This is a genomic window from Microbulbifer sp. SE14 (assembly GCF_059834885.1).
Map to the genome: position 1 here is coordinate 81,109 of NZ_JCBAJA010000014.1, position 20,326 is coordinate 101,434.

Genomic DNA, 20,326 nt, shown 5'->3' on the forward strand with positions numbered 1-20,326 from the left:
AGTAGTAGACCACCCTCTTTCTCGACGCAATATTCCGGGCAATGAACTGGAAGAGCTTCCCCATCGATGCATGTAAATGACTTTGTATCTTCGCAGTTTCACGCAAGCGGAGGGGATCCCTTCCAGGATGGGACCGCTATATCCCTTCGCACGGATGCGGGAGCCCGTATCCGCATGACTAGAATTAGTGGGTCGTGTAACAAGGGGCGAGGAAGCGACGGCGATTGATGGACACGGAAGAGCACCCGGCATTTCGCGCCGAGGGCCTGACCAAGGTCTACGGCAGTGGCAAATCCAAGGTTTACGCCCTGCGCGGTGTGAGTCTTTCGGTGCCGCGCGGCGAGATGGTGGTGCTGCTCGGGCCCTCCGGCAGCGGCAAGTCCACGCTGCTGAACATCCTCGGCGGCCTGGACTCGCCCACCGAGGGGCGGGTTTTTTTCGACAGTTGGGAGCTCACCGCCTTCGACGACCGCCACCTGACGAATTTCCGGCGCGAATATGTGGGCTTTGTATTCCAGTTCTACAACCTGATCCCGAGCCTGACCGCGCGGGAGAATGTGGCCCTGGTGACGGAGATAGCGCAGAACCCCATGGCAGCGGAAAAGGCGCTGGAGCTGGTGGGCCTGGGCAGGCGCATGGATCACTTCCCCGCGCAGCTGTCCGGAGGTGAGCAGCAGCGGGTGGCCATAGCGCGGGCCATCGCCAAGCAGCCGCGGGTGCTCTTCTGCGACGAACCCACTGGTGCACTGGACAGTGTGACCGGCATCGTCGTGCTGGAGGCCATAGCGCGGGTGAACCGCGAACTGGGCACCACGGCCATGGTCATCACCCACAATGCGGCCATCGCCGCCATGGCGGACCGGGTGCTGAATATGGCGGACGGGCAGATACAGCAGACGCGGGTCAACGAGCAGCCCTGCGCCCCCTCTCAATTAAGCTGGTGATTGTAGGATGGGCAAAGGAGCGCAGCGACGTGCCCGTCAAGCCAATCATGATGGGCACGCTGCGCTTTGCCCATCCTACAAATACACATGATCGAATTGCTGAGTCCCCTCGACCGCAAACTGCTGCGCGACCTCTGGACCATCAAGGGCCAGGCGCTGGCCATCGCCGTGGTGATCGGCTGCGGCGCGGGTATGTACATCATGTCCAAGGGCATGCTGATTTCCCTGGCCGAGACCCGCGTCGCCTACTACGAGCGCTACCGCTTCGCCGATGTCTGGGCGCCGGTCAAGCGCGCGCCCAATGCGCTGCTGGAGAAGATCAGCACCCTGCCCGGCGTGCGCCGCGCGGAGACGCGCATCCGTTCCGGTGTGATCCTGGATGTAGAGGGCGCGGCCGCGCCCATCACCGGGGAGATACAGTCCCTGCCGGAGATCCGCGGCCCCCATATCAATGACATAGTGTTGCAGCGCGGGCGCTATCCCGACCCGATCCGCGAGGAAGAGGTGCTGGCCCTGGACGCCTTCGCCGAGGCGCACCAGCTGCAACCGGGCGACCATCTCTACGCGGTACTGAATGGCACCAAGAAGAAACTCACCATCACCGGCATAGTGCTGTCGCCGGAATATGTGTACGCCATTTCTCCCGGCGAGATAGTGCCGGACAAGAAGCGCTTCGGCGTGCTGTGGATGAACCGCGACGCGCTGGCCCACGCCTTCGACCTGGACGGCGCCTTCAACGAGGCGGTGATTCTCACCTCGGCGGGTGGTGGCATCAACGGCAGCGGGGAAAGAGAAGCGCTGCTGGATCAACTGGACCAGCTGCTGAAACGCTACGGCGCCACCGGCGCCTACGGCCGCGACCAGCAGATCTCGGACCAGTTCCTCACCAACGAAATCCAGCAGCTGGAAACCATCGGCAGAATCCTGCCGCCGATATTCCTGCTTGTGGCGGCGTTTTTGCTCAACGTGGTGACCGCCCGCCTGATCGATACCGAGCGGGAACAGATAGGCCTGCTCAAGGCATTCGGCTATACAGATGGAGCCGTGGCGCTGCACTACCTGAAGATGATCGGTGCCATCACCGTCGTGGGCATCGCCATCGGCATCGTCCTGGGGCTGTGGCTGGGTCAGGGGCTGGCGCGCATGTATATGGACTATTTCAAGTTTCCGTTCCTGCTGTTTCGCGCGCCGGCGGATGTGTATCTGATCGCAGTCGGTTCCAGCCTGCTGGTGGCGGCGCTGGGCACCTCTGCCTCGGTGCTTAAGGTCATGCGCCTGGAACCGGCGGTGGCCATGGTGCCGCCACCGCCGCCGGACTACAGCCGCTCTGCATTCTTTCTGGAAAAGCTGGCGCGGTGGATAGACCAGCCGTCGCGGATGATACTGCGCCACCTGTACCGCTGGCCGAAGCGCGCGGCCATGACCTGCATCGGTATCGCCATGTCCATGGGCCTGTTGATCGGTTCGAGTTTTTCGATGGATGCGATGCTCTATATGGTGGATATCAGTTTTAATGTGATCGATCGCCAGGATGTCACAGTCAATTTTGTCGAACCGCGCAACCTGCGTGCGCTGCAGGATGTACTCCACGCGCCGGGGGTCATGGACGCAGAGCCTTTCCGTGCAATTCCCGCGGTGCTGCGCAACGGCACGCGCAGCCGTCGCGAGGCGATCATCGGCCTGGGCCCCAATGCCGAATTGAGCCGGGTGGTGGATACCAATCTGCAACCGGTAGCCCTGCCCCGCCACGGCATAGTGTTATCGGACAAACTGGCGCAGCTGTTGGATATAGAGGAGGGGGAATCGCTGCGGGTAGAGGTGCGCACCGGCCGGCGCCCGGAACTGGACGTCACCGTCAGCGGTATCGTCAAGACCTATATGGGCACCGCCGCCTATATGGACCTGGAAAACCTGAACCGCATGCTCAAGGAGGATACCGCCATCTCCGGCACCTATCTGCTGGTGGACCCGGACCACACCGATGCGCTCTATAGCGAACTCAAAAACACACCGGTGGTTTCCGGGGTCAGCCTGCAGGAACAGGCGCAGAGCGCCTTCTACCAGACCCTGCAGGAGAGCCTCGGCACCTTTGTGTTTTTCAATACCTTGTTCGCCGGGTTGATCGCGGTGGGCGTGGTGTACAACAGCGCGCGCATCTCCCTGTCGGAGCGCGGCCGCGAACTGGCCAGCCTGCGGGTGCTGGGGCTGACCCGCGGCGAAGTCTCCTACATACTGCTGGGCGAACTGGCGCTGCTCACCTTTCTGGCCCTGCCTCTCGGCGCGCTGCTCGGCTATGGGCTGGCCTGGACCCTGGTGCAGTCCTTCGATACCGAACTCTTCCGTATCCCACTGGTGATCTCCCCATCCACCTATGGCTATGCGGTGCTGGTGGTGGTACTCGCGGCGATCGGTTCCGGCCTGCTGGTGCGCCGGCGCATCGACCGCCTAGACCTGATCGCGGTGTTGAAGACCCGGGAGTGATATGCGCAGCAAGCTGATCAAGCGCCTCGTCACCCTCGGACTGCTCGCCGGCCTGCTGGCTTTTTTTGTCTACGCCTTCCGGCCCCAGCCGGTGCCGGTGGATATAGCCGAAGTCTCCCGCGGCCCCATGCAGGTGGCGGTCAGCGACGAGGGCTATACGCGAGTGCGCGACGTCTATGTGGTATCGGCGCCGGTGACCGGCTACCTGCTGCGCATCGAAAGCGAAGTGGGCGACCAGGTCACCGCCGATAAGACAAACCTGGCGGACCTGTTGCCAACCCATCCCGAGTTTCTCGACGAGCGCAGCCGCAACCAGGCCGAGGCCGCGATTCGCAGCGCCGAGGCGGCACTGCGGCTGGCGCAGGCCGAGCGCCGCGATGCCGAGGCTCAGCTGGAATTCGCCCGCGCCGACGCCCGGCGCGCGCGGGCCCTGGCAAAAAAAGGCCATATCTCCAAGGTGGAACTGGAGCGCACCGAACTGACACTGGACAGCGCCGAGGCCGCCCTCGACACGGCCCGCGCCGCCGAGCGGGTGCGCCAGGGCGAGCTGGAAAACGCCCGCGCCGCACTGATATCCCCCGGGCGCGGCGCGCCGCAATTTGACGAAAAGGATGTGGTCAAGGTCACCGCCCCGGTCAGCGGCCGCGTGCTGCAGCGGTTACAGGAGAGCGAGAGAGTGGTGACCGCCGGCACCCCGCTGCTGGAAATCGGCAACCCGGGGCAGCTGGAGATTGTTGTCGACCTTCTGTCCCGCGATGCTGTAAAGGTGGATAGGAATGCACCGGTGGAGATCACTGCCTGGGGCGGCGACCTGCCACTCAACGGCCGCGTGCGTTTGGTGGAGCCCTTCGGCTTTACCAAGATCTCGGCGCTAGGTATCGAGGAGCAGCGGGTCAATGTGATTATCGACTTTACCGATCCGCGCGAAACCTGGTCGCGCCTCGGCCACGGCTACCGTGTCGACGCGGCGATCGAGATCTGGCGTGCAGAGGATGTGATCCGGGTCCCCACAGGTGCGCTGTTCCGCCACCAAAACGCCTGGGCGGTGTTCAAGGTGGTGGATGACCACGCAGTGCGAACCGATGTGGAGATCGGCCACAACAACGGCCGGGAGGCGGAAGTTCTGGAGGGCCTCGCGCCCGGCGACAGGGTCGTTTTGCATCCCAGCGAGCGGATTGAAGACGGGAGCAGGTTGAAGGCGCGGGAAATTTAGCTGTCGTTATTATCCCTGGAGCTTACTCGTCACCTTCGTACCCCAGAACCGTAAATTTTTTACGTAGGCGGATTAGCGCAGTAATTGCGCCGATCGCCAGTCAATAACAGCCCCCCCCTCATACCTTGGTCATAAAGACACCCCTGTTGCCGATAGCTAGCATGGCAAAAAATAACAATTTAAAAGGGGCCATGGATGTTAAGTGCCATCGGCATCGCCCTGGGAATCTCCCTGCTGATTTTCTGGACCATCCGCGGGGTCAGCCTGTTGATCGCCGCCCCCGCCGCGGCGCTGCTGGTAGCGGTTACCGGCGGTATTCCGTTACTGGCCAGTGACGGCGCCGGTATCAGTTTTATCGGCAGTTACGCCGAGGGTTTCAGCGGCTTCGTTGCTTCCTGGTTTTTTATGTTCCTGCTCGGCGCGCTGTTCGGCAAGCTGATGGAGGATAGCGGCGCGGCGGACAGTGTCGCCGGCTGGATAGTCGCACGGCTGGGCATGCGCAACGCGGTACTGGCGGTGGTGATGGCCTGCGCGGTGCTCACCTACGGCGGAGTCAGTGTTTTTGTGGTGGCCTTTTCCGCCTACCCGATGGCGCTGGCCCTGTTCCGCCGCGCCAACCTGCCGCGACGGTTTATTCCGGCGGCCATGGCCTTCGGCTCCGTCACCTTCACCATGACCTCCGCCGGCTCCCCGGAAATACAGAACTGGATTCCGATCAAATACCTGGGCACCTCTCCCTATGCGGCCTGGGAGGTCAGCCTGGTGGTAGCGGTGTTTATGGCCGCCTTCGGCTACTGGTGGCTGTCGCGCATGTTGAAGCGTGCCGTCGCCGCCGGCGAGAGTTTTGAAGCGCGGACCGACGATCCGGATGAATCCCTCCGCTCGCTGCCGCACCCGCTGGTGGCGCTGCTGCCGCTGGCCACCGTGCTCGCGGTCACCTGGCTCAGCCACGACAGCCTGCAGCAGATACCGCGGCCGCCAACCCGGTTTCCTCGGTGGGCGCCGACGAGATGAAATACAGCGGCGCCGCCGACGTCACCGATATGATGAACGCCCTTCCACTTAGCAGCGGCGCGGAAAACCGGCCGGATACCTTCACCAGCTTTTACAGCCAGGGTACCTCCAACGTAAACCTGCGCGGGCTGGGCCTGTCCTCCACCCTGGTGCTGATCAACGGCAAACGCCAGACCATCTCCGGGGCCAAGGCCCAGGACGGCAGTGTGTTCGTAGACACCGCATCGATTCCCGCCATCGCGTGGAGCGCATCGATATCCTCAAGGAGGGTGCCGCGGCCAGCTACGGTTCTGATGCTGTGGCAGGAGTGGTCAACTTTGTCACCCGCGACGACTTCGAGGGCGTCGAGCTGGACAGCTCCTATTACACAATCGATGGCTTCGACCAGAGCGACCTGAACCTGTCCGCCATCGGCGGCACCGCCCTCGGTGACGACACCCACTTTGTCGCCGCCGCCTCGATGCTGCGCCGCTCCAACCTGCAGGGTTTCGAACGCCCGGACCTGGTGTACGACGCCGTCTCCGGCCTGGGCTCCGCATTTGTCGTCACCGAGGATACGACGGTAGACTCAGGTCCCTGGGCCGGCGACTATGCGGCCGGCGATAAGGTCGGCAATGGCGAATGTGCGGACTTCGGCGGCCGCCCCATCGGCAGCCACGACGCCGACAACCCCAGCGCCTGCGGCTTCTGGTATGGGCTGCACTACAACGTGATCAACGAGGAGGAGCGCGAGCAGTACTACGCTTCGCTGAGTCACGACTTCGGCAACGGCATCGAGAGCAAAAGCAAATTCTTCTATACCGACTACCGCATTATCGACAATTACTCGGTGCCCTCGCTGCCGAACCTGAACTTCCCCACCATCGCCGGCGATAATCCCACCAATCCCTTCGGCGTCGACGCGGTGATCTTCGGCCGCCACAATCCGACCCTGGATCCGAGCCAGTCCCGCGCCGCCCCGCGCGACAACCGGACGTTCCGTATCGAGACGGGCCTGACCGGCGAGCTGGCGAACAGCTGGGGCTGGGAAACCTCGCTGGCCTACAGCAGCAATGAATACGCGATCGGCCAGCCGGAGATGTCCCTGTCGCGCCTGAACCTGGCCATCGACGGTATGGGCGGGCCGAACGGCGATATGCAGTTCGACCATTTCGGCAACCCGGCCGCCCACGACCCTGAATTGCTGGACTGGCTGAAGACGGATTTCCGGGTCAGCACCGAAACCAGCCTGCTGGTGTGGGACGGCGTGATCAACGGCGAGGCCTTCGCCCTGCCTGCCGGTCCCGCCCACTTCGCCATGGGCGCCCAGTTGCGCGCGGAGAGCTATACCGTCAATCCGGCGGACAACTCCAGGATCGTCTACGACGCCAACGGCAACCCGACGCCGGACCACAACGATTTCACCTTCCTCGGCACCGTGGCGGAAATCGACGAGTCCCGCAGCACTTCCGCCATGTTCGCGGAACTGGAAATGCCGCTGGCCGACAGGCTGACCCTGAACGCGGCGCTGCGCTATGAGAACCTGGACACCGACAGCAGCCTGGACCCGAAGCTGGCGCTGCTCTACCGGGCCACGGATTCCCTGAGCCTGCGCGCCTCCGCCTCCACCTCCTTCCGCGAGCCATCCCTGTCGCAGATGTACGCCGACTGGGTCAACACCGCCAACGTGGTGGAATACCTGGATCCCAACGATCCGTCCCAGGGCTACAACCCCAGTTCCATCTTTATCCGCGTCGCCACCACCGGCAGCGAGGCACTGAAGCCCGAGCAGGCCACCAACTACAACCTGGGCGCCATCTGGACCGGCGATGCCTTCGAGACGCGCCTGGACTACTGGCGGGTGGACTACGAGGACGTGATCACCATCCAGAATGCCCAGCAGGTCTACAACGAGGATCCCTTCGGACCCAGCGTCGTCTACAACAACGGCACCCTGGCCGGCCTGTCCGTCGAGTACTTCAACGCCGCCGCCATCGACGCCTCGGGTATCGACCTGGAGACCAGCTATACGCTGGATATCGCAAACGGCAGCCTGAAGTTTTCCGCCGGCTGGTCCCGCTACCTGAATTACGAAGTGGAGCACGGCGGGGAGACCTTCGACGCGGTGGGCTCCTTCAACTTCGGTAACTTCGTGCGCTCCATGCCCGAGGACAAGGCCAGCTTCAGTGTCCACTGGCAGAGCGACCACCACAGCGCCTACGCGCGGGTGAACTATGTGGGCGAGTACGAGAACAACCGCCAGGGCGAGACCATCGACAGCTTCGCGCCGCTGGACCTGCAGTACCGCTACAGCTTCGACCTGGCGGACTCGGAGGCGGCCCTGAGCCTCGGCATCATCAATGCCTTCGATGAGGAGCCGCCGCTGGTGCACGACGGGGCCAACTTCAGCTACGACCCCAAGCAGCACGATCCGCGCGGGCGCATCTTCTACACCAAGGCGAGCTACAGCTTCTGACGGTAAAACTTCTCTCCTGCCCGTGAGTCCAGGGTTGCCCTTGGCGCGCCGGACCGGCGCGCCTTTTTTCCGGCCTCCAACAGAATTGATTGTCAGGCAATCGAGCCGAGGCGGCCGGCGGCATAGTCGGCGCTTACGCGTTCGAGTTCGTCGGGCGTACTCATCACGAAGGGCCCTTTCTGGATAAAGCTCTCGCGGATGGGATCACCCTCTATAAGCGCGAAGTGGCTCCCGCTCCCCGAGTGCAGTGCCAGGGCGCCCCCCTGCTCGCCAGTGTGCAGCGCGACGGCCTTGCCTTTCTCTATGCGGGTGCTTCGCGAGCCGATCCGCAGCTCCAGGTCACCGTTGATCCCGTAGAGCCAGGCTGCGCGGCCCGCTGCGAGGTCATGGGTAAACTCCGCTCCTCCCTCGAGTTTGCCGTCGAGGATGGTCAACGGCAGGGCCGGCGATTGCGCTGCCTGTACGCCCTGACTTGCGCCGAGCAGGACCCGGACTTTGTGGCCGGGCCCCTTGATCGCGGGGATATCTGCCGCCCTCACATGGAGGGATGCCGGTTCGGAATGTTTCAGGCGCGCGGGCAGATTGACAAATATCTGCAGGCCGTGGATGCGCGACCCCGGCACCGGCTCTTCACTGTGCACCGCGCCGCGCCCGGCCTTTAGCCAGTAGAGATCACCCGGCAACAGGTCGATATCGTTGCCCAGGGAATCCCTGTTGTTGAACCTCCCCTCGCTGTCCTCGAACAGGACGGACACCGCGGACATGCCCGCGTGGGGATGAGCACCGAAAGTCGGCTCGGTCATGGTGTAGTGATCCACCATGACCAGGGGATCCATCAGGCCGCCAAAGTGACGTTCCCTGAAGCTGAGGGCCTTGAAACCGCCGCCTATGTTCAGGGGTTCGGCGCCGGTCGGATCTGTCATGTGTACCCGGTCAGTAGTCATGGGTTCGCCTCCATTGGTTTGTTTCCCTACCACTGGCAACAAGAATATAAATGGAACGCCATCGGGGAAAAGTGGTAAAAATGGAATCTATCGTTCCTTACGTGGAACAACATGACGAAATTTCAGCCAGTACCTGGTGGCGCATGATTGATCTCAACGACTATTTCTATTTTGTGCATGTGGTCGAAAAGAGCGGTTTCGCACCCGCGGGACGTGCGCTGGACATGCCAAAGTCGAGACTCAGCCGGCATGTGAAGCAGCTGGAGGAGCGTCTCGGCGCACGGCTGATTCAGCGGACTTCGCGGCAGTTTTCCGTGACCGAAGTCGGCCAGGAGTTTTATCGTCACGCCCGGGAGTTGCTCGACCAGATGGAGGCCGCCGAAGCCGTCGTGAAACGGCGTTCAAGCATGCTCTCCGGCAGGGTGCGCCTCAGCTGTTCGGTGGGTATGGCGCACTTCGTTCTCCGGGATGTCATTTCCGCTTTTCTGAGAGAAAACCCCAAGATCGACATTATCCAGCAGGTCACGAACCAATCGGTGGATTTGCTTGAGGATGGGATCGACCTGGCAGTTCGCGCCCACACCGGGCCCCTGCCGGACTCGAGCCTGGTGCAGCGCCACCTGGCTCCCGCACCCTGGCACCTGTTCGCATCGCAGAGCTATCTCGATCGCGCGGGAATCCCTTCTTCTCCTCACGAACTGAACGGGCATGCGGGACTGAAGCTCGGCTGGAGGCCGGAGCAGGGCCACTGGTCGCTGCGAAATGACACCGACATAACGGCGACGGTTCCCTTCACGCCGCGCCTGTGCAGCGACGACATGGTCACCCTGAAGCAATCAGCCATTGAAGGGCTCGGCATCATCGCCCTGCCCGGCTATACGTGCAGATTCGAAGTGGAAACGGGACAGCTTGTGCGGCTGCTGCCCGAATGGACGGCCGGGGACGCAGAGATCAGCCTGCTCATGCCCTCGCGGCGCGGTGTCCTGCCTGCGGTGCAGGCCTTGTCGGAACACCTGAGGAAAGAGGTGCCGCGGATCGTCGCCGGTGCCACGCCTTTATCGGCTTGACCCTCCAGCCCTTCCCTGTTTTTGGCGTCAATTGGCACGACCGTAAAAAATTGGCAGCTATTTCATGCCGCCGGCCGCCGAATCTATTTGGCGGGATTGCGTCGTCCGCTAGTATGCGCCGCTCGATTTTATTGGGGGAGACAAGACCATGACGACCGGACAGAAAATTTATCACGCCATCGAACTGTTCAGCAGCGAAGCGCCGCACTTCGACCAGTTCAAACAGACCTTTCGCGAAACCCTGATCGACAACGGCGCCCCCGCGGCCAACGCCGAACAGATGGCGACGATTGCTGCAGAGACACTGCGCGTCTGCAATGAGGGCGACTACCACCTGGGCATGGCCCATATCATCACTTTCCATCCGGAGTTCGAGCAGGCCGCCGGCGGCAATCCCGAGGCGCTCCAGGCCATGCACAAGTACATGAACTACTATCTGGACTTCGCGGATATGCAGCAGTCGGAGGCTGTCAACTGACGCCGTTCCGCTGAGATGGGATTGGAGTTTTAATCTCTTTTCATACAGTAAGGGCCGTCAAGTGACGGCTCTTTTTTATGAGAATTTGATGCAGTTGCTTGATCCGTTAAGCCGCGGACCCGGAAGCTACTTGTCCGGAAATGGAATAAACTCCACCTCGTCGCCCGGCACCTTCGGGAAACCGCCGCCCTTCCACTGCCGCACAGCTTCGTCGATGCGCTCCGGACGACTGGAGACAAAATTCCACACGATGCACCGTTTCCCGAACGGCTCGCCGCCGATTATCGCGATACGACTTTCCTCTGGAGCTTTCAGCACTATGCCGGGTTCACTGGCAAATACCGCCAGCGAGTATTCCGGAATCTCCGTGTCGCGCGCGGTCAGGCGGCCGCTCGCCACATAGACGGCGCGCTCCGGCGCATCCGGCAATATGATGGTCTGGCCGGCCTGCAAATGGGCCTCCGCGTAGAGAGTCTCGGCAAAGGTCTTCACCGGCGAGGTCACGCCGTAGGCAGTGCCCATGATCACGCGAATCGGAACCCCCTCCACCGCCAGGGCCGGGATCTGCGCCGACGGATAGTGGTGGAACTCGGGCTCCATCTCCTCGAGTTCCTCCGGCAGCGCCAGCCACAGCTGCAGCCCGTGCTGGCGGTGCGCTGTTTCCCGGACCTGGGGACGCTCGCGCTCCGAGTGCACTATGCCCCGCCCGGCGACCATCAGGTTGATATCGCCGGGGCGGATCGGCTGCACGCTTCCCAGTGAATCCCGGTGCAGTATCTCGCCCTCGAACAGGTAGGTGACCGTGGCGATGCCGATATGTGGGTGCGGCCGCACGTCTATGCCCTCTCCGACCGGGAAATCGGCCGGGCCCATATGGTCGAAGAAGATCCACGGGCCGACCATCTGTTGCTCTCGGCTGGGCAGGGAGCGCCGCACGGAAAAGCCACCGAGCTCCCTCTCCTTCGGCTGCACTATCTCCACAAGCGCCCCGCAGCCCTGCACCACTTCACATTCCTGTTCGACCACTTTGGTCAAGTTGCTCATGTTCGCCCCCGGCAATAGCCCCTGTGGATTTACCGCCAACTATAGCCTCTTCTCGTTGACCAACAGTCTGACAAATGGATTGGCCATCGCCGCTTCGTTGATGGTATTGCTCTATTTCCCACACGGACCCTTGCCAGGTTCAAGCACAGCACCGAGGGACCATCTGTTGGTCGAGGAACTCGCCGAAGTAGTCCAGCAGCATACTCACCTTCGGCGACAGGTGGCGGTTGTGGGGATAGAGCGCCCAAATGCCGTCGTCCGCCTCCCGGTAATGTTCCAGCAGGGAAACCAGACGGCCCGCCCGCAGGTGCTCCTCGACATAGTAATCGGGCAGCTGCACTATACCGATCCCCTTCAGTGCGGCATCCACCAGCGCCCGGCCGCTGTTGCAGCGGATGCTGCCGCTGACTTTTATGTTCCTGGGCCGGTCCTGCTCCTGGAAGCGCCAGTAGTCCAGCGTGCCCGGCAGGCAGTTGTGCCGCCCCAGTTCCGACAGGCTGTGGGGCTCGCCGCGGGATGACAGGTATTGCGGCGAGGCGCAGACGTACAGGGTCCGCGAACCCAGTCGCCGCGCCATCATGCTGGAATCCTCGAGCTTGCCCAGCCTGATGGCGAGATCGTAGCCCTCCGCCACCAGGTCCAGCCTTTGATTGGTCAGGTGCATCTCCACCTGCAGCTCCGGGTAGCGCAGTGCAAAGTCGTTGACCAGCGGAGCCAGGGTCGTCTCGCCGTAAGTGACCGGTGCCGTGAGCCGGAGCCGGCCCCGGGGGACCTGTTGCAGCTCAGTGATGGCGCGCTCCGCCTCCTCCAGCCCGTCGAGCACCTGGCGGCAGTGCTGGTAGTAGACCTGCCCGGCTTCGGTCACCGAGACCTTGCGGGTGGTGCGGTAGAACAGCCTGGTCGACAGCCTGGCCTCCAGGGCGCTGACCTGGCGGCTGACCTGGGCCGTGGAAATCCCCAGCCTGCCGGCTGCAGCGGTGAAGCTGCCGGCCTCAGCCACGGCCACGAACTCGCTGACCCCTTCCCAGTTGAACATCTCCTCTCTCCGCGGCGATTGTTACAAAATAGAAAATATAATTTTCAGGAATGGCTGATTATAACTCACCCGGAAATGGATAGACTCCCTCCCCATTGCGGCAGACCGCCGCCCATGCTGAGAGGACTCTGTTATGACCGAGATGATCAAGTCCAGGGCCGCCGTGGCCTGGGGCCCCGGACAGCCGCTGTCCATCGAGGAAGTGGATGTGATGCCGCCCAAGGCCGGCGAGGTGCTGGTACGCGTGGTCGCATCCGGTGTCTGCCACACCGACGCCTTCACCCTGTCCGGCGACGATCCGGAAGGCATATTTCCGGCGATTCTCGGCCACGAGGGCGGCGGTATCGTCGAGGCGGTGGGGGAAGGCGTGACCAGCGTCGCCGTGGGCGACCATGTAATCCCGCTGTACACGCCCGAGTGCGGCGAGTGCAAATTCTGCCTGTCCGGCAAGACCAACCTGTGCCAGAAGATCCGCGAGACCCAGGGCAAGGGCCTGATGCCGGACGGCACCACCCGCTTCTACAAGGACGGCAAGCCCATCTACCACTACATGGGCTGCTCCACCTTTTCCGAGTACACGGTGCTGCCGGAGATCTCCCTGGCCAGGGTCAACAGGGACGCGCCACTGGAGGAGATCTGCCTGCTCGGGTGCGGCGTCACCACCGGCATGGGCGCGGTGATGAATACCGCCGGGGTCGAGGAGGGAGCCACCGTGGCCATCTTCGGCCTGGGCGGTATCGGCCTGTCGGCGGTGATCGGCGCCACCATGGCCAAGGCCGGGCGCATCATCGCCATCGATATCAACGAACGCAAGTTCGAGCTGGCGCGCAAGCTGGGAGCCACCGACTGCATCAACCCGAAGCACTACGACAAGCCGATCCAGGAAGTGATCGTGGAGCTGACCGACGGCGGCGTGGACTACTCCTTCGAGTGTATCGGCAACGTCAACGTGATGCGCTCGGCACTGGAGTGCTGCCACAAGGGCTGGGGGGAATCAGTGATCATCGGCGTGGCCGGCGCCGGCCAGGAGATCTCCACCCGCCCCTTCCAGCTGGTCACCGGCCGCGTCTGGAAGGGCTCCGCCTTCGGCGGGGTCAAGGGCCGCTCCGAACTGCCCGACTATGTCGAGCGCTATATGAAGGGCGAGTTCAGGCTGGACGACTTCATCACCCACACCATGGACCTGGAGAAAATCAACGAGGCCTTCGACCTGATGCACAAGGGCGAGAGCATCCGCTCCGTGATCCATTTCGACCAGTGACCGGAGTCCGCGATGACCATTGAAAACCTGGGCAGCAACCGGAGTTTCGGTGGCTGGCACAAGCAGTACCGCCACCGCTCCGAAGCCCTCAACTGCGACATGCGCTTTGCGATCTACCTGCCACCCCAGGCGGCGGGCGGCCGGCGGGTGCCGGCGCTCTACTGGCTGTCCGGGCTGACCTGCACCGACGAGAACTTCATGCAGAAGGCCGGTGCCCAGCAGTTCGCCGCCCGGCTGGGCATGGCGCTGGTGGCCCCGGACACCAGCCCCCGCGGCGAGGCGGTGGCGGACGACGAGGGCTACGACCTGGGCCAGGGCGCGGGCTTCTATGTCAACGCGACCCGGGCGCCGTGGAGCCGCCACTACCGCATGTACGACTATGTGTTAAACGAGCTGCCGCAGCTGGTGGAAGCGCATTTCCCGCTCAGCGGCAAGCGCGCCATCGCCGGCCATTCGATGGGCGGCCACGGCGCGCTGGTGCTGGCGCTGCGCAACCCGCAGCGCTTTTCGTCGGTGTCGGCATTCAGTCCCATCGCCAACCCGGTCGGCTGCCCCTGGGGCAGGAAGGCCTTTGCCGCCTACCTGGGCGGGGACAGCGCGGACTGGGAGGAGTACGATGCGAGCCTGCTGATGCGCCGGGCAAGTGCCAAGGTGCCGGCACTGGTGGACCAGGGAGAGGCGGACGACTTCCTCGCCGAGCAGTTGAAGCCGGAAACGCTGGAAGCGGCGGCCGCAGCCAGCGACTATCCGCTGCAGCTGAGGCGCCGCCAGGGCTATGACCACGGCTACTACTTTATCGCCAGCTTTATCGAGGAGCACCTGCGTTTCCACGCGCGGTACCTGGACCTTTAACCGCGAGCCGCCGGCCTATCGACTTCCGAATCGCACTAGGCACTGCGACTGCACTGTTCGCACAGGCAATCCAGTTCCAGTTGCGAAGTCAGCAGGCGGTAGCCGGCGCCCTCCACCGTGTCGCGCAGCGCGGCGATCACTTCCGGCTTGATGCCGATTTCCCGCACCCTGTTGCAGCGACTGCAGATCAGGAACTGCGGCGTTTCGTGGCTGTGGTCGCAGGCGATATGGCCGCATGCCAGGTACTTGTTTTCCGAATTGAGCTTGTGGGCCAGGTTTTCCCCGACCAGGAAATCCAGCATGCGGTACACGGACATGGCGGGAATGGGTTCGCCGTAATCGCGACCGTACTGCTCGGCGATCTCATAGGCGGACAGCGGGGTCTTGGCGCGCAGCAGAATCGCGAGGACATTCCTGCGCTTCTCGGTCAGCCGGGCGCCGGAGTCCCGGCAGCTCTGCTCCGCCTTGCCCAGGGTCTGTTTGAGTTGGGATGCTTTCATCGACTGTTTCGGTCCGGTTGTTTACACCAGATTATCACAGGGGCAGCCGAGCATGCAGGCGCTCCCCGCCGCGCTGCGCCGCGGGACTTCATAAGGACATCCCCCAGAAAAGCGTTTATCCTTCCCGACACAGGAACTCACCCAATCGGAGTCGCAATGCTGGAAGTTATCTCCGAGTACAAGTCGGTCCAGACCGTCCTGGCCATCGCCGTCATCCTGCTGTTGCGCTGGCTGCTGTCGTTCGCCATAGCCCGCAGCAGCTGGGCCTTAGCCGACAAGCGGCGGCGTATCAACACGGTACACAACTACTGCAACCTGCTGCTGGTTGTCACTGTCATCGCCATCTGGATCACCGAGCTGCGCGAGTTTGCCCTGTCCATCGCCGCTTTTTCCGTGGCGATCGTGATAGCACTGCGGGAATTCGTGCAGTGCTTTGTCGGCGGCCTTTTTCAGAGGGCCATGCGCTCGTACAACGTCGGCGACTGGGTCAAGATAGGGGACAAGTTCGGCGAGGTGATCGACAGCGACTGGCTGAGCACCACGCTGCTGGAGATAGATCCCCACGGTCTCGGCAACGGCTATACCGGTGCCACCCTGTATATTCCCAGCAGCGCCTTCTTTACCCAGTCGGTGAAAAACCTGAACTTTATGCGCCGCTATATCGAGCACAGCTTCTCGATAGTACGCGAGAGCAAGGGGATGAATCCCTTCGAAGCGAAGGAATTCATCGCCGGGCGGGTGCGCGAGCACTGCGAGTCCTTTCGCGAAGTCGCCGAGCGCTACTGCAAGCTGATCGAGCACCGCATGGGCGTGGAGCTGTCCGGCCCCGACGCCGAGGTGAGAATCACCACCAACGAGCTGGGGCACGATGTGCTGACGGTCACCGTCTTCTGCCCCCGCGAAGAGGCCCACGAGATAGAGCAGAAGGTCACCGAGGATTTCTACAACTTCTGGTACGAAAAAAACCGCTCCCAGGCAGAGAAGGCGTAGGGTGCGCCGTGCGCACCACACAGAGCCGGTGCGGGGTACAGGGCTTCTCGGTGCGCACGGCGCACCCTACGGCCGTTAACAGAGGCGCCCTCCAGTTGTTTCGGTACACTTCGAATGCCTCCGGGCAACCTGCTCGCGAATGATTTCCGCCAGCCGCAGAACGCCGGGGCCGGGTGATTCCCGGTCCGCGAAGATCAGGTACAGGGAAATACTGCGTTCACTGCCCTCGCCGAGCGGCAGCGGCTTCAGGATGCCCTCTTCCAGCTCCGCGCGAATCTTTTCCTCCGGCAGCCAGGCAAAGCCGTAACCGCGGCAGGCGGCGCCAATGGAGGTGGACATATTGGTCACCGTCCAGCGCTGGACCACGTCCACCGTCGCAGTACGGCTGTCGCGTTGGGAGCTGGAGTCGCGCACCACCAGGTGGCGGTGCTGGCGCAGATCGCGCAGCGTGACCTCGCGGCCCAGTTGGTGCAGCGGGTGATCGGGGTGGGCCACCGGAATGACTCGCGCCGGCCGGGGCAGTATCTCGCCGATAAAGCCCCGCGGCACATGGGGGGTAATCGCCAGGTCCACCCTCCCCTGCTCCAGCGCCTCCGGCGCGCCGCCGATCACCGTCTCGTACAGTTCCACCCTGGTCTGCGGGCTCTCCCGGCTGAACAGGTCCAGGCATTCCAGCAGCAGCCAGGTGGGAAACAGCACCTCCACGGCGATGGATATCTCCGACTCCCAGCCGGCGGAGGCCCTGCGCGCGGCCCGCTCCAGGCCGGCGGCGTCGTCAAGCAGCTGCCGCGCGCGCCGGTAGAGCATCTCCCCGGCCGGGGTCAGCACCGCCTTGCGCCCCTCGATCAGGAAGGCCTTGATATCCAGCACCGACTCCAGCTTCTGCACCGAGTAGCTGACCGAGGACTGGCTCTTGTGCAGCCGCTCGGCGGCCTGGGCATAACCGCCCTCCTCCACCACCGCCACCAGGCAGCGCCACTGCTCCAGGCTGATACGCGGTGTCAGCGACGATTCAGTATCATTCCGGGATGCCATATGATCTATCCATTCGATAGGTTTTAGCTAATTTTTATAATTTTTTATCGAATTAATCAATGCTTCAATGGCGCCATCTCGAAAACAACACCCCTGAACGAACGGAGGTATCGAAATGGCTATCCAGGAAAAGAAACTGCTCAAGATCCAGACCAGCCTGTTCCAGAACGACGGCGCTTCCTCCCAGCTCGCCGAGGCGTTCGCCCGCCAGTGGCAGGCTCGCAACCCGGACGGCCAGGTCATCAGCCGCGACCTTGCCGCAGAGCCGGTGCCGCACCTGGACCTGGCCCGCTTCCAGTCCCTTATCACCCCGGAGGCAGAGCGCAGCGCGGAGCAGAAGGCCGTGGTCAGCTATTCCGACGCGCTGATCGAGGAGATCGCCTCCGCCGACGTGCTGGTACTGGGCATCCCGATGTACAACTTCAGCGTACCCTCCACGCTGCGCGCCTACTTCGACCATATCGCCCGCGCCGGCGTGACCTTCCGCTACACGCCGGAGGGCCCCGAGGGACTGCTGAAAGGCAAGAGGGCGGTGGTGTTCATCACCCGCGGCGGCTACTACGGCGAGGATCACTCCCAGACCGCCTTCGTGCGCCAGTTCCTCGGCTTTATCGGCATCACCGATGTGGAGATAGTCCACGCCGAGGGACTTGCGGTGGGCGACGAGGCCAAGGAGAAGGCGCTGGGTGCCGCCCAGGAGCGCATCGCCCAACTCGTGTAATTCCTGCAAGCGCGCTTGCACGTGTCAGGCGGCGGACTTCCGCCGCCTTTTTTTCATTCTCAGCCGTGCGCCAGTGAACTCCCCACCGCTCCTACAGGCTTACCTCGGCTCCGAGGTACAGGGAGCGCCCCTCCCCGGGAAAATAGCGAGCGCCGCCGAAGCTGCTGTAATCCGCGCGCTCGGCATAGGCTTCGTCGGTCAGGTTGAGCAAGCGCGCCGACAGTTTCCAGGCGCCGAATCGCCACCGGGCGCGCAGGTTGAACAGGTCGTGGCCGGGATAGCCGTGCCGGTTCTGCGGATCCGTGTAATAGCGCCCCTGGTGCAGCCATTCCAGTTCGGCAACCACATCTGAACCTGGCTGCCACAGCAGGCGGCTGCTGCCGAATAGCCGCGGCGCCGAGTCGATCAATTTTCCCTGCAGGGACACACCGTCGAGCAGTCGCTCGTCCCGGTAGCGATGCTTCGCGTAGCTGGCGGACATCTGCCAACGCCACTGCCCGGAAAACCCATAGTCCAGCGCCAGCTCCAGGCCGCCGTGTCCCGTCTCGCCGCCCGACTGGTTGAAGAAATCCGCATCGCGGAAGATCACATTGTCCTTGCGCATTGCGTAGGCGACCAGCTCGTAGCCGAGGCCCGCGCCCTCGCCCCGGATACCCAGCTCGGCGCTGTCGATTTTCTCCGCATCCAGTTCCGCCACCGTCTGCTCCCGCTGCAACCGGTAGAGTTCCGTCGCCTGGGGCACGCGGAAACCGCGAGCCAGGTTGATAAACAACTGCCTGTCCGCATTCATCCGGTAAATGGCACCGAGCCGCGGCGACCAATTGCGGAAGCGGTCCTCGCGATCCGCCGGCCGGTTGAAACGGCAGCCGCCGAAGGCGCAGGGAGTGCCGTCCTCTGCGGTGCGGCCGGCGAGCATGCGGTTGTCGTAATCGTAGTCCAGCGTCTCGTAGCGCAGTCCGGCGTTCAGTGCCAGATCACTGCTCATCTGCCAGGTCGCCAGCGCAAAGGGCGCCGCCACCAGCGCATCCACCCGGTAGTCGTAATGCCTGCCGGTCGGAATCGTCGCCTGCAGGAACTCCGAGCCCTCGGTGGGATTCTGCTGGGATTCAATCAGGTAGCCCCGGGTAAATTCCGCGTCCAGTCCCGCAATCAGTTGCAGGTCCCGACCGAGATAGCCGCTGTAGCTGCTGCGCAGCCCTGCGCTGCGCTGGCCGTTTTCCTCCAGCGCCTGGCCGGGCAGGTAGTGCTGCAGGAACACCATGTCAGTCTTGCGCAAATAGGGAATCAGACTGATTTCGTTACCCTGCCCCATATCGAAATCGATCCGCGACGACAGGCGCAGGGCGCGCGCATCCCGGTAGGCCTCGGGATTCGGGTTGCTGCGGCTGAGTTCGCGGTCGCGATAGGCGCCCTCGCCCTCGATATAGCCGGCGGTTTCCTGGTTCAGATTGGTGGCGGCGAGGCTGGTGCGCACCCGCACCGCGCCGATACTTGCCTGGTGGCGCAGGCCGAGTTTCTGCTGACCGTAGCCGGATGCTTCGCGGTAACCGCCGTCGTGAGCCAGTGACAGATCCGCGCGCAAACCGCTGCCGTTATCCAGGCCGCTGTCGGCGGAAATCTTCGTGCGCGCAAAATCGTGGGGGCCCGCCACAATGCCGATGGTAGTCCCTGCCCTATCCCCGACCTGCGGCCCGATCACATTGATCACCCCGTGCATCGCATTGGAACCGTAGAGAGTACTGGCCGGCCCCCGCACCACCTCGATGCGGCTCGCCGTTTCACTGTGGGACTCGAAGAGTTCATTGACGTTGCAGAAACCCGCGGCGCGCAGCGGTATGCCGTCCTCCGCGGTCAGCAGGCTGCCGCAGGCACCGGCACCGGACAGCACCGGCGAGCGCAGGGACGGCAGGTATTCCTGGCCGTTGCCGCGGGCGAAATTGACACCGGGCACCCGGGCCAGGCTCTGCTGGATATGGGTGTGGTCGATCAGGTCGAGGGAATTACGGTCCAGCAGGGAGAGGCTGTCTGAATTGTCCCACAGCGGTTTGGCGCGGCGGCTGGCGGTGACGACCAGGGTTTCCAGTCGTGATTCTTCGGCGGCGGCGAGGCCGCTGCAGAAAATCAATACAAAAACTGCTGAACGCATTTCCCTGCCTTTTTGTTAATAGTAAAAGGCAGGGATTCTACGGGATTTGAAAAGTTTATGTAGCACCGAAAGCTCTATAAATAGATGCAACGGTCACTGGAACATGCATGCCGAAACCGAGCCCAGACCTCAAGGTCCACCTCTG

The 20,326-nt window shown here is 63.0% G+C and carries 18 protein-coding genes; 12 read left to right on the plus strand and 6 right to left on the minus strand.

Features of this window, described 5'->3' with window-relative positions:
* Positions 1-227: 227 nt before the first annotated feature.
* The 6 genes from AC6R19_RS11695 (at position 228) to AC6R19_RS11720 (ending at position 8,107) form a co-directional block, all read left to right on the plus strand.
* On the plus strand, positions 228-944 hold the full coding sequence (locus tag AC6R19_RS11695) for an ABC transporter ATP-binding protein (RefSeq protein ID WP_500580021.1): 717 nt from the start codon (positions 228-230) through the stop codon (positions 942-944).
* Positions 945-1,031: 87 nt separating this feature from the next.
* Positions 1,032-3,425: an ABC transporter permease gene (locus AC6R19_RS11700; protein ID WP_500579996.1), complete on the plus strand. Its 2,394-nt coding sequence runs from the start codon at positions 1,032-1,034 to the stop codon at positions 3,423-3,425.
* A gap of 1 nt (position 3,426) precedes the next feature.
* Positions 3,427-4,638 carry an efflux RND transporter periplasmic adaptor subunit gene (locus tag AC6R19_RS11705; RefSeq protein ID WP_500579997.1) on the plus strand — a complete coding sequence of 404 codons (1,212 nt, stop codon included), beginning with the start codon at positions 3,427-3,429 and terminating at the stop codon, positions 4,636-4,638.
* Positions 4,639-4,833: 195 nt separating this feature from the next.
* The gene (locus tag AC6R19_RS11710; RefSeq protein WP_500579998.1) at positions 4,834-5,652 is read left to right on the plus strand and encodes a GntP family permease; all 819 of its coding nucleotides are present in this window, start codon (positions 4,834-4,836) and stop codon (positions 5,650-5,652) included.
* Positions 5,634-6,050, plus strand: coding sequence for a TonB-dependent receptor plug domain-containing protein (locus AC6R19_RS11715; RefSeq protein ID WP_500579999.1), 417 nt, complete (start codon positions 5,634-5,636; stop codon positions 6,048-6,050). The genes AC6R19_RS11710 and AC6R19_RS11715 overlap by 19 nt, the downstream gene beginning before the upstream one ends.
* Entirely contained in the window at positions 5,951-8,107 is a 2,157-nt protein-coding gene (locus tag AC6R19_RS11720) for a TonB-dependent receptor domain-containing protein (protein WP_500580000.1), read from the plus strand. Before AC6R19_RS11715 ends, AC6R19_RS11720 begins: the two co-directional genes overlap by 100 nt.
* A 92-nt stretch (positions 8,108-8,199) precedes the next feature.
* Here the strand turns inward: AC6R19_RS11720 and AC6R19_RS11725 are convergent, their stop codons facing one another.
* The gene (locus AC6R19_RS11725) at positions 8,200-9,051 is read right to left on the minus strand and encodes a pirin family protein (RefSeq protein ID WP_500580001.1); all 852 of its coding nucleotides are present in this window, start codon (positions 9,049-9,051) and stop codon (positions 8,200-8,202) included.
* Positions 9,052-9,101: 50 nt separating this feature from the next.
* Between AC6R19_RS11725 and AC6R19_RS11730 the strand changes: the two genes are divergently transcribed.
* Both AC6R19_RS11730 and AC6R19_RS11735 read left to right on the plus strand, forming a co-directional pair.
* On the plus strand, positions 9,102-10,118 hold the full coding sequence (locus AC6R19_RS11730; protein ID WP_500580002.1) for a LysR substrate-binding domain-containing protein: 1,017 nt from the start codon (positions 9,102-9,104) through the stop codon (positions 10,116-10,118).
* Between the two features lie 148 nt (positions 10,119-10,266).
* Positions 10,267-10,596 (plus strand): hypothetical protein, encoded by a 330-nt coding sequence (locus AC6R19_RS11735; RefSeq protein WP_500580003.1) that lies wholly within the window; start codon positions 10,267-10,269, stop codon positions 10,594-10,596.
* Positions 10,597-10,722: 126 nt separating this feature from the next.
* Here the strand turns inward: AC6R19_RS11735 and AC6R19_RS11740 are convergent, their stop codons facing one another.
* Positions 10,723-11,640, minus strand: a complete 918-nt coding sequence (locus tag AC6R19_RS11740; RefSeq protein WP_500580004.1) for a pirin family protein — start codon at positions 11,638-11,640, stop codon at positions 10,723-10,725.
* A 139-nt stretch (positions 11,641-11,779) separates the two neighbouring features.
* Positions 11,780-12,676 (minus strand): LysR substrate-binding domain-containing protein, encoded by an 897-nt coding sequence (locus AC6R19_RS11745; RefSeq protein WP_500580005.1) that lies wholly within the window; start codon positions 12,674-12,676, stop codon positions 11,780-11,782.
* A 133-nt stretch (positions 12,677-12,809) separates the two neighbouring features.
* Between AC6R19_RS11745 and AC6R19_RS11750 the strand changes: the two genes are divergently transcribed.
* Both AC6R19_RS11750 and fghA read left to right on the plus strand, forming a co-directional pair.
* Entirely contained in the window at positions 12,810-13,937 is a 1,128-nt protein-coding gene (locus AC6R19_RS11750; protein ID WP_500580006.1) for an S-(hydroxymethyl)glutathione dehydrogenase/class III alcohol dehydrogenase, read from the plus strand.
* A 12-nt stretch (positions 13,938-13,949) separates the two neighbouring features.
* Positions 13,950-14,789, plus strand: a complete 840-nt coding sequence (fghA, locus tag AC6R19_RS11755; protein WP_500580007.1) for an S-formylglutathione hydrolase — start codon at positions 13,950-13,952, stop codon at positions 14,787-14,789.
* A 35-nt stretch (positions 14,790-14,824) separates the two neighbouring features.
* On the opposite strand, the gene AC6R19_RS11760 is transcribed toward fghA, so the two are convergent.
* Positions 14,825-15,289, minus strand: a complete 465-nt coding sequence (locus tag AC6R19_RS11760) for a Fur family transcriptional regulator (protein ID WP_500580008.1) — start codon at positions 15,287-15,289, stop codon at positions 14,825-14,827.
* Between the two features lie 156 nt (positions 15,290-15,445).
* Here AC6R19_RS11760 and AC6R19_RS11765 point away from each other — a divergent pair, with 156 nt between their 5' ends.
* Positions 15,446-16,279, plus strand: a complete 834-nt coding sequence (locus AC6R19_RS11765; RefSeq protein WP_500580009.1) for a mechanosensitive ion channel family protein — start codon at positions 15,446-15,448, stop codon at positions 16,277-16,279.
* 75 nt (positions 16,280-16,354) lie between these two features.
* Here AC6R19_RS11765 and AC6R19_RS11770 read toward each other — a convergent pair whose 3' ends face one another.
* Entirely contained in the window at positions 16,355-17,314 is a 960-nt protein-coding gene (locus AC6R19_RS11770; RefSeq protein ID WP_500580010.1) for a LysR family transcriptional regulator, read from the minus strand.
* 115 nt (positions 17,315-17,429) lie between these two features.
* Between AC6R19_RS11770 and AC6R19_RS11775 the strand changes: the two genes are divergently transcribed.
* A complete protein-coding gene (locus tag AC6R19_RS11775; RefSeq protein WP_500580011.1) occupies positions 17,430-18,035 on the plus strand; it encodes an FMN-dependent NADH-azoreductase in 606 nt (201 codons plus the stop codon).
* A 91-nt stretch (positions 18,036-18,126) separates the two neighbouring features.
* Here AC6R19_RS11775 and AC6R19_RS11780 read toward each other — a convergent pair whose 3' ends face one another.
* On the minus strand, positions 18,127-20,181 hold the full coding sequence (locus AC6R19_RS11780; protein WP_500580012.1) for a TonB-dependent receptor: 2,055 nt from the start codon (positions 20,179-20,181) through the stop codon (positions 18,127-18,129).
* Between the last annotated feature and the right edge of the window lie 145 nt (positions 20,182-20,326).

Excerpts from the sequence above, each read along its gene's own strand:
- AC6R19_RS11695 (WP_500580021.1), top strand. The coding sequence starts at position 228 with ATGGACACGGAAGAGCACCCGGCATTTCGCGCCGAGGGCCTGACCAAG.
- AC6R19_RS11700 (WP_500579996.1), top strand. The coding sequence starts at position 1,032 with ATGATCGAATTGCTGAGTCCCCTCGACCGCAAACTGCTGCGCGACCTC.
- AC6R19_RS11705 (WP_500579997.1), top strand. The coding sequence starts at position 3,427 with ATGCGCAGCAAGCTGATCAAGCGCCTCGTCACCCTCGGACTGCTCGCC.
- AC6R19_RS11710 (WP_500579998.1), top strand. The coding sequence starts at position 4,834 with ATGTTAAGTGCCATCGGCATCGCCCTGGGAATCTCCCTGCTGATTTTC.
- AC6R19_RS11725 (WP_500580001.1), bottom strand. The coding sequence starts at position 9,051 with ATGACTACTGACCGGGTACACATGACAGATCCGACCGGCGCCGAACCC.
- AC6R19_RS11730 (WP_500580002.1), top strand. The coding sequence starts at position 9,102 with ATGGAACGCCATCGGGGAAAAGTGGTAAAAATGGAATCTATCGTTCCT.
- AC6R19_RS11735 (WP_500580003.1), top strand. The coding sequence starts at position 10,267 with ATGACGACCGGACAGAAAATTTATCACGCCATCGAACTGTTCAGCAGC.
- AC6R19_RS11740 (WP_500580004.1), bottom strand. The coding sequence starts at position 11,640 with ATGAGCAACTTGACCAAAGTGGTCGAACAGGAATGTGAAGTGGTGCAG.
- AC6R19_RS11745 (WP_500580005.1), bottom strand. The coding sequence starts at position 12,676 with ATGTTCAACTGGGAAGGGGTCAGCGAGTTCGTGGCCGTGGCTGAGGCC.
- AC6R19_RS11750 (WP_500580006.1), top strand. The coding sequence starts at position 12,810 with ATGACCGAGATGATCAAGTCCAGGGCCGCCGTGGCCTGGGGCCCCGGA.
- fghA (WP_500580007.1), top strand. The coding sequence starts at position 13,950 with ATGACCATTGAAAACCTGGGCAGCAACCGGAGTTTCGGTGGCTGGCAC.
- AC6R19_RS11760 (WP_500580008.1), bottom strand. The coding sequence starts at position 15,289 with ATGAAAGCATCCCAACTCAAACAGACCCTGGGCAAGGCGGAGCAGAGC.
- AC6R19_RS11765 (WP_500580009.1), top strand. The coding sequence starts at position 15,446 with ATGCTGGAAGTTATCTCCGAGTACAAGTCGGTCCAGACCGTCCTGGCC.
- AC6R19_RS11770 (WP_500580010.1), bottom strand. The coding sequence starts at position 17,314 with ATGGCATCCCGGAATGATACTGAATCGTCGCTGACACCGCGTATCAGC.
- AC6R19_RS11775 (WP_500580011.1), top strand. The coding sequence starts at position 17,430 with ATGGCTATCCAGGAAAAGAAACTGCTCAAGATCCAGACCAGCCTGTTC.
- AC6R19_RS11780 (WP_500580012.1), bottom strand. The coding sequence starts at position 20,181 with ATGCGTTCAGCAGTTTTTGTATTGATTTTCTGCAGCGGCCTCGCCGCC.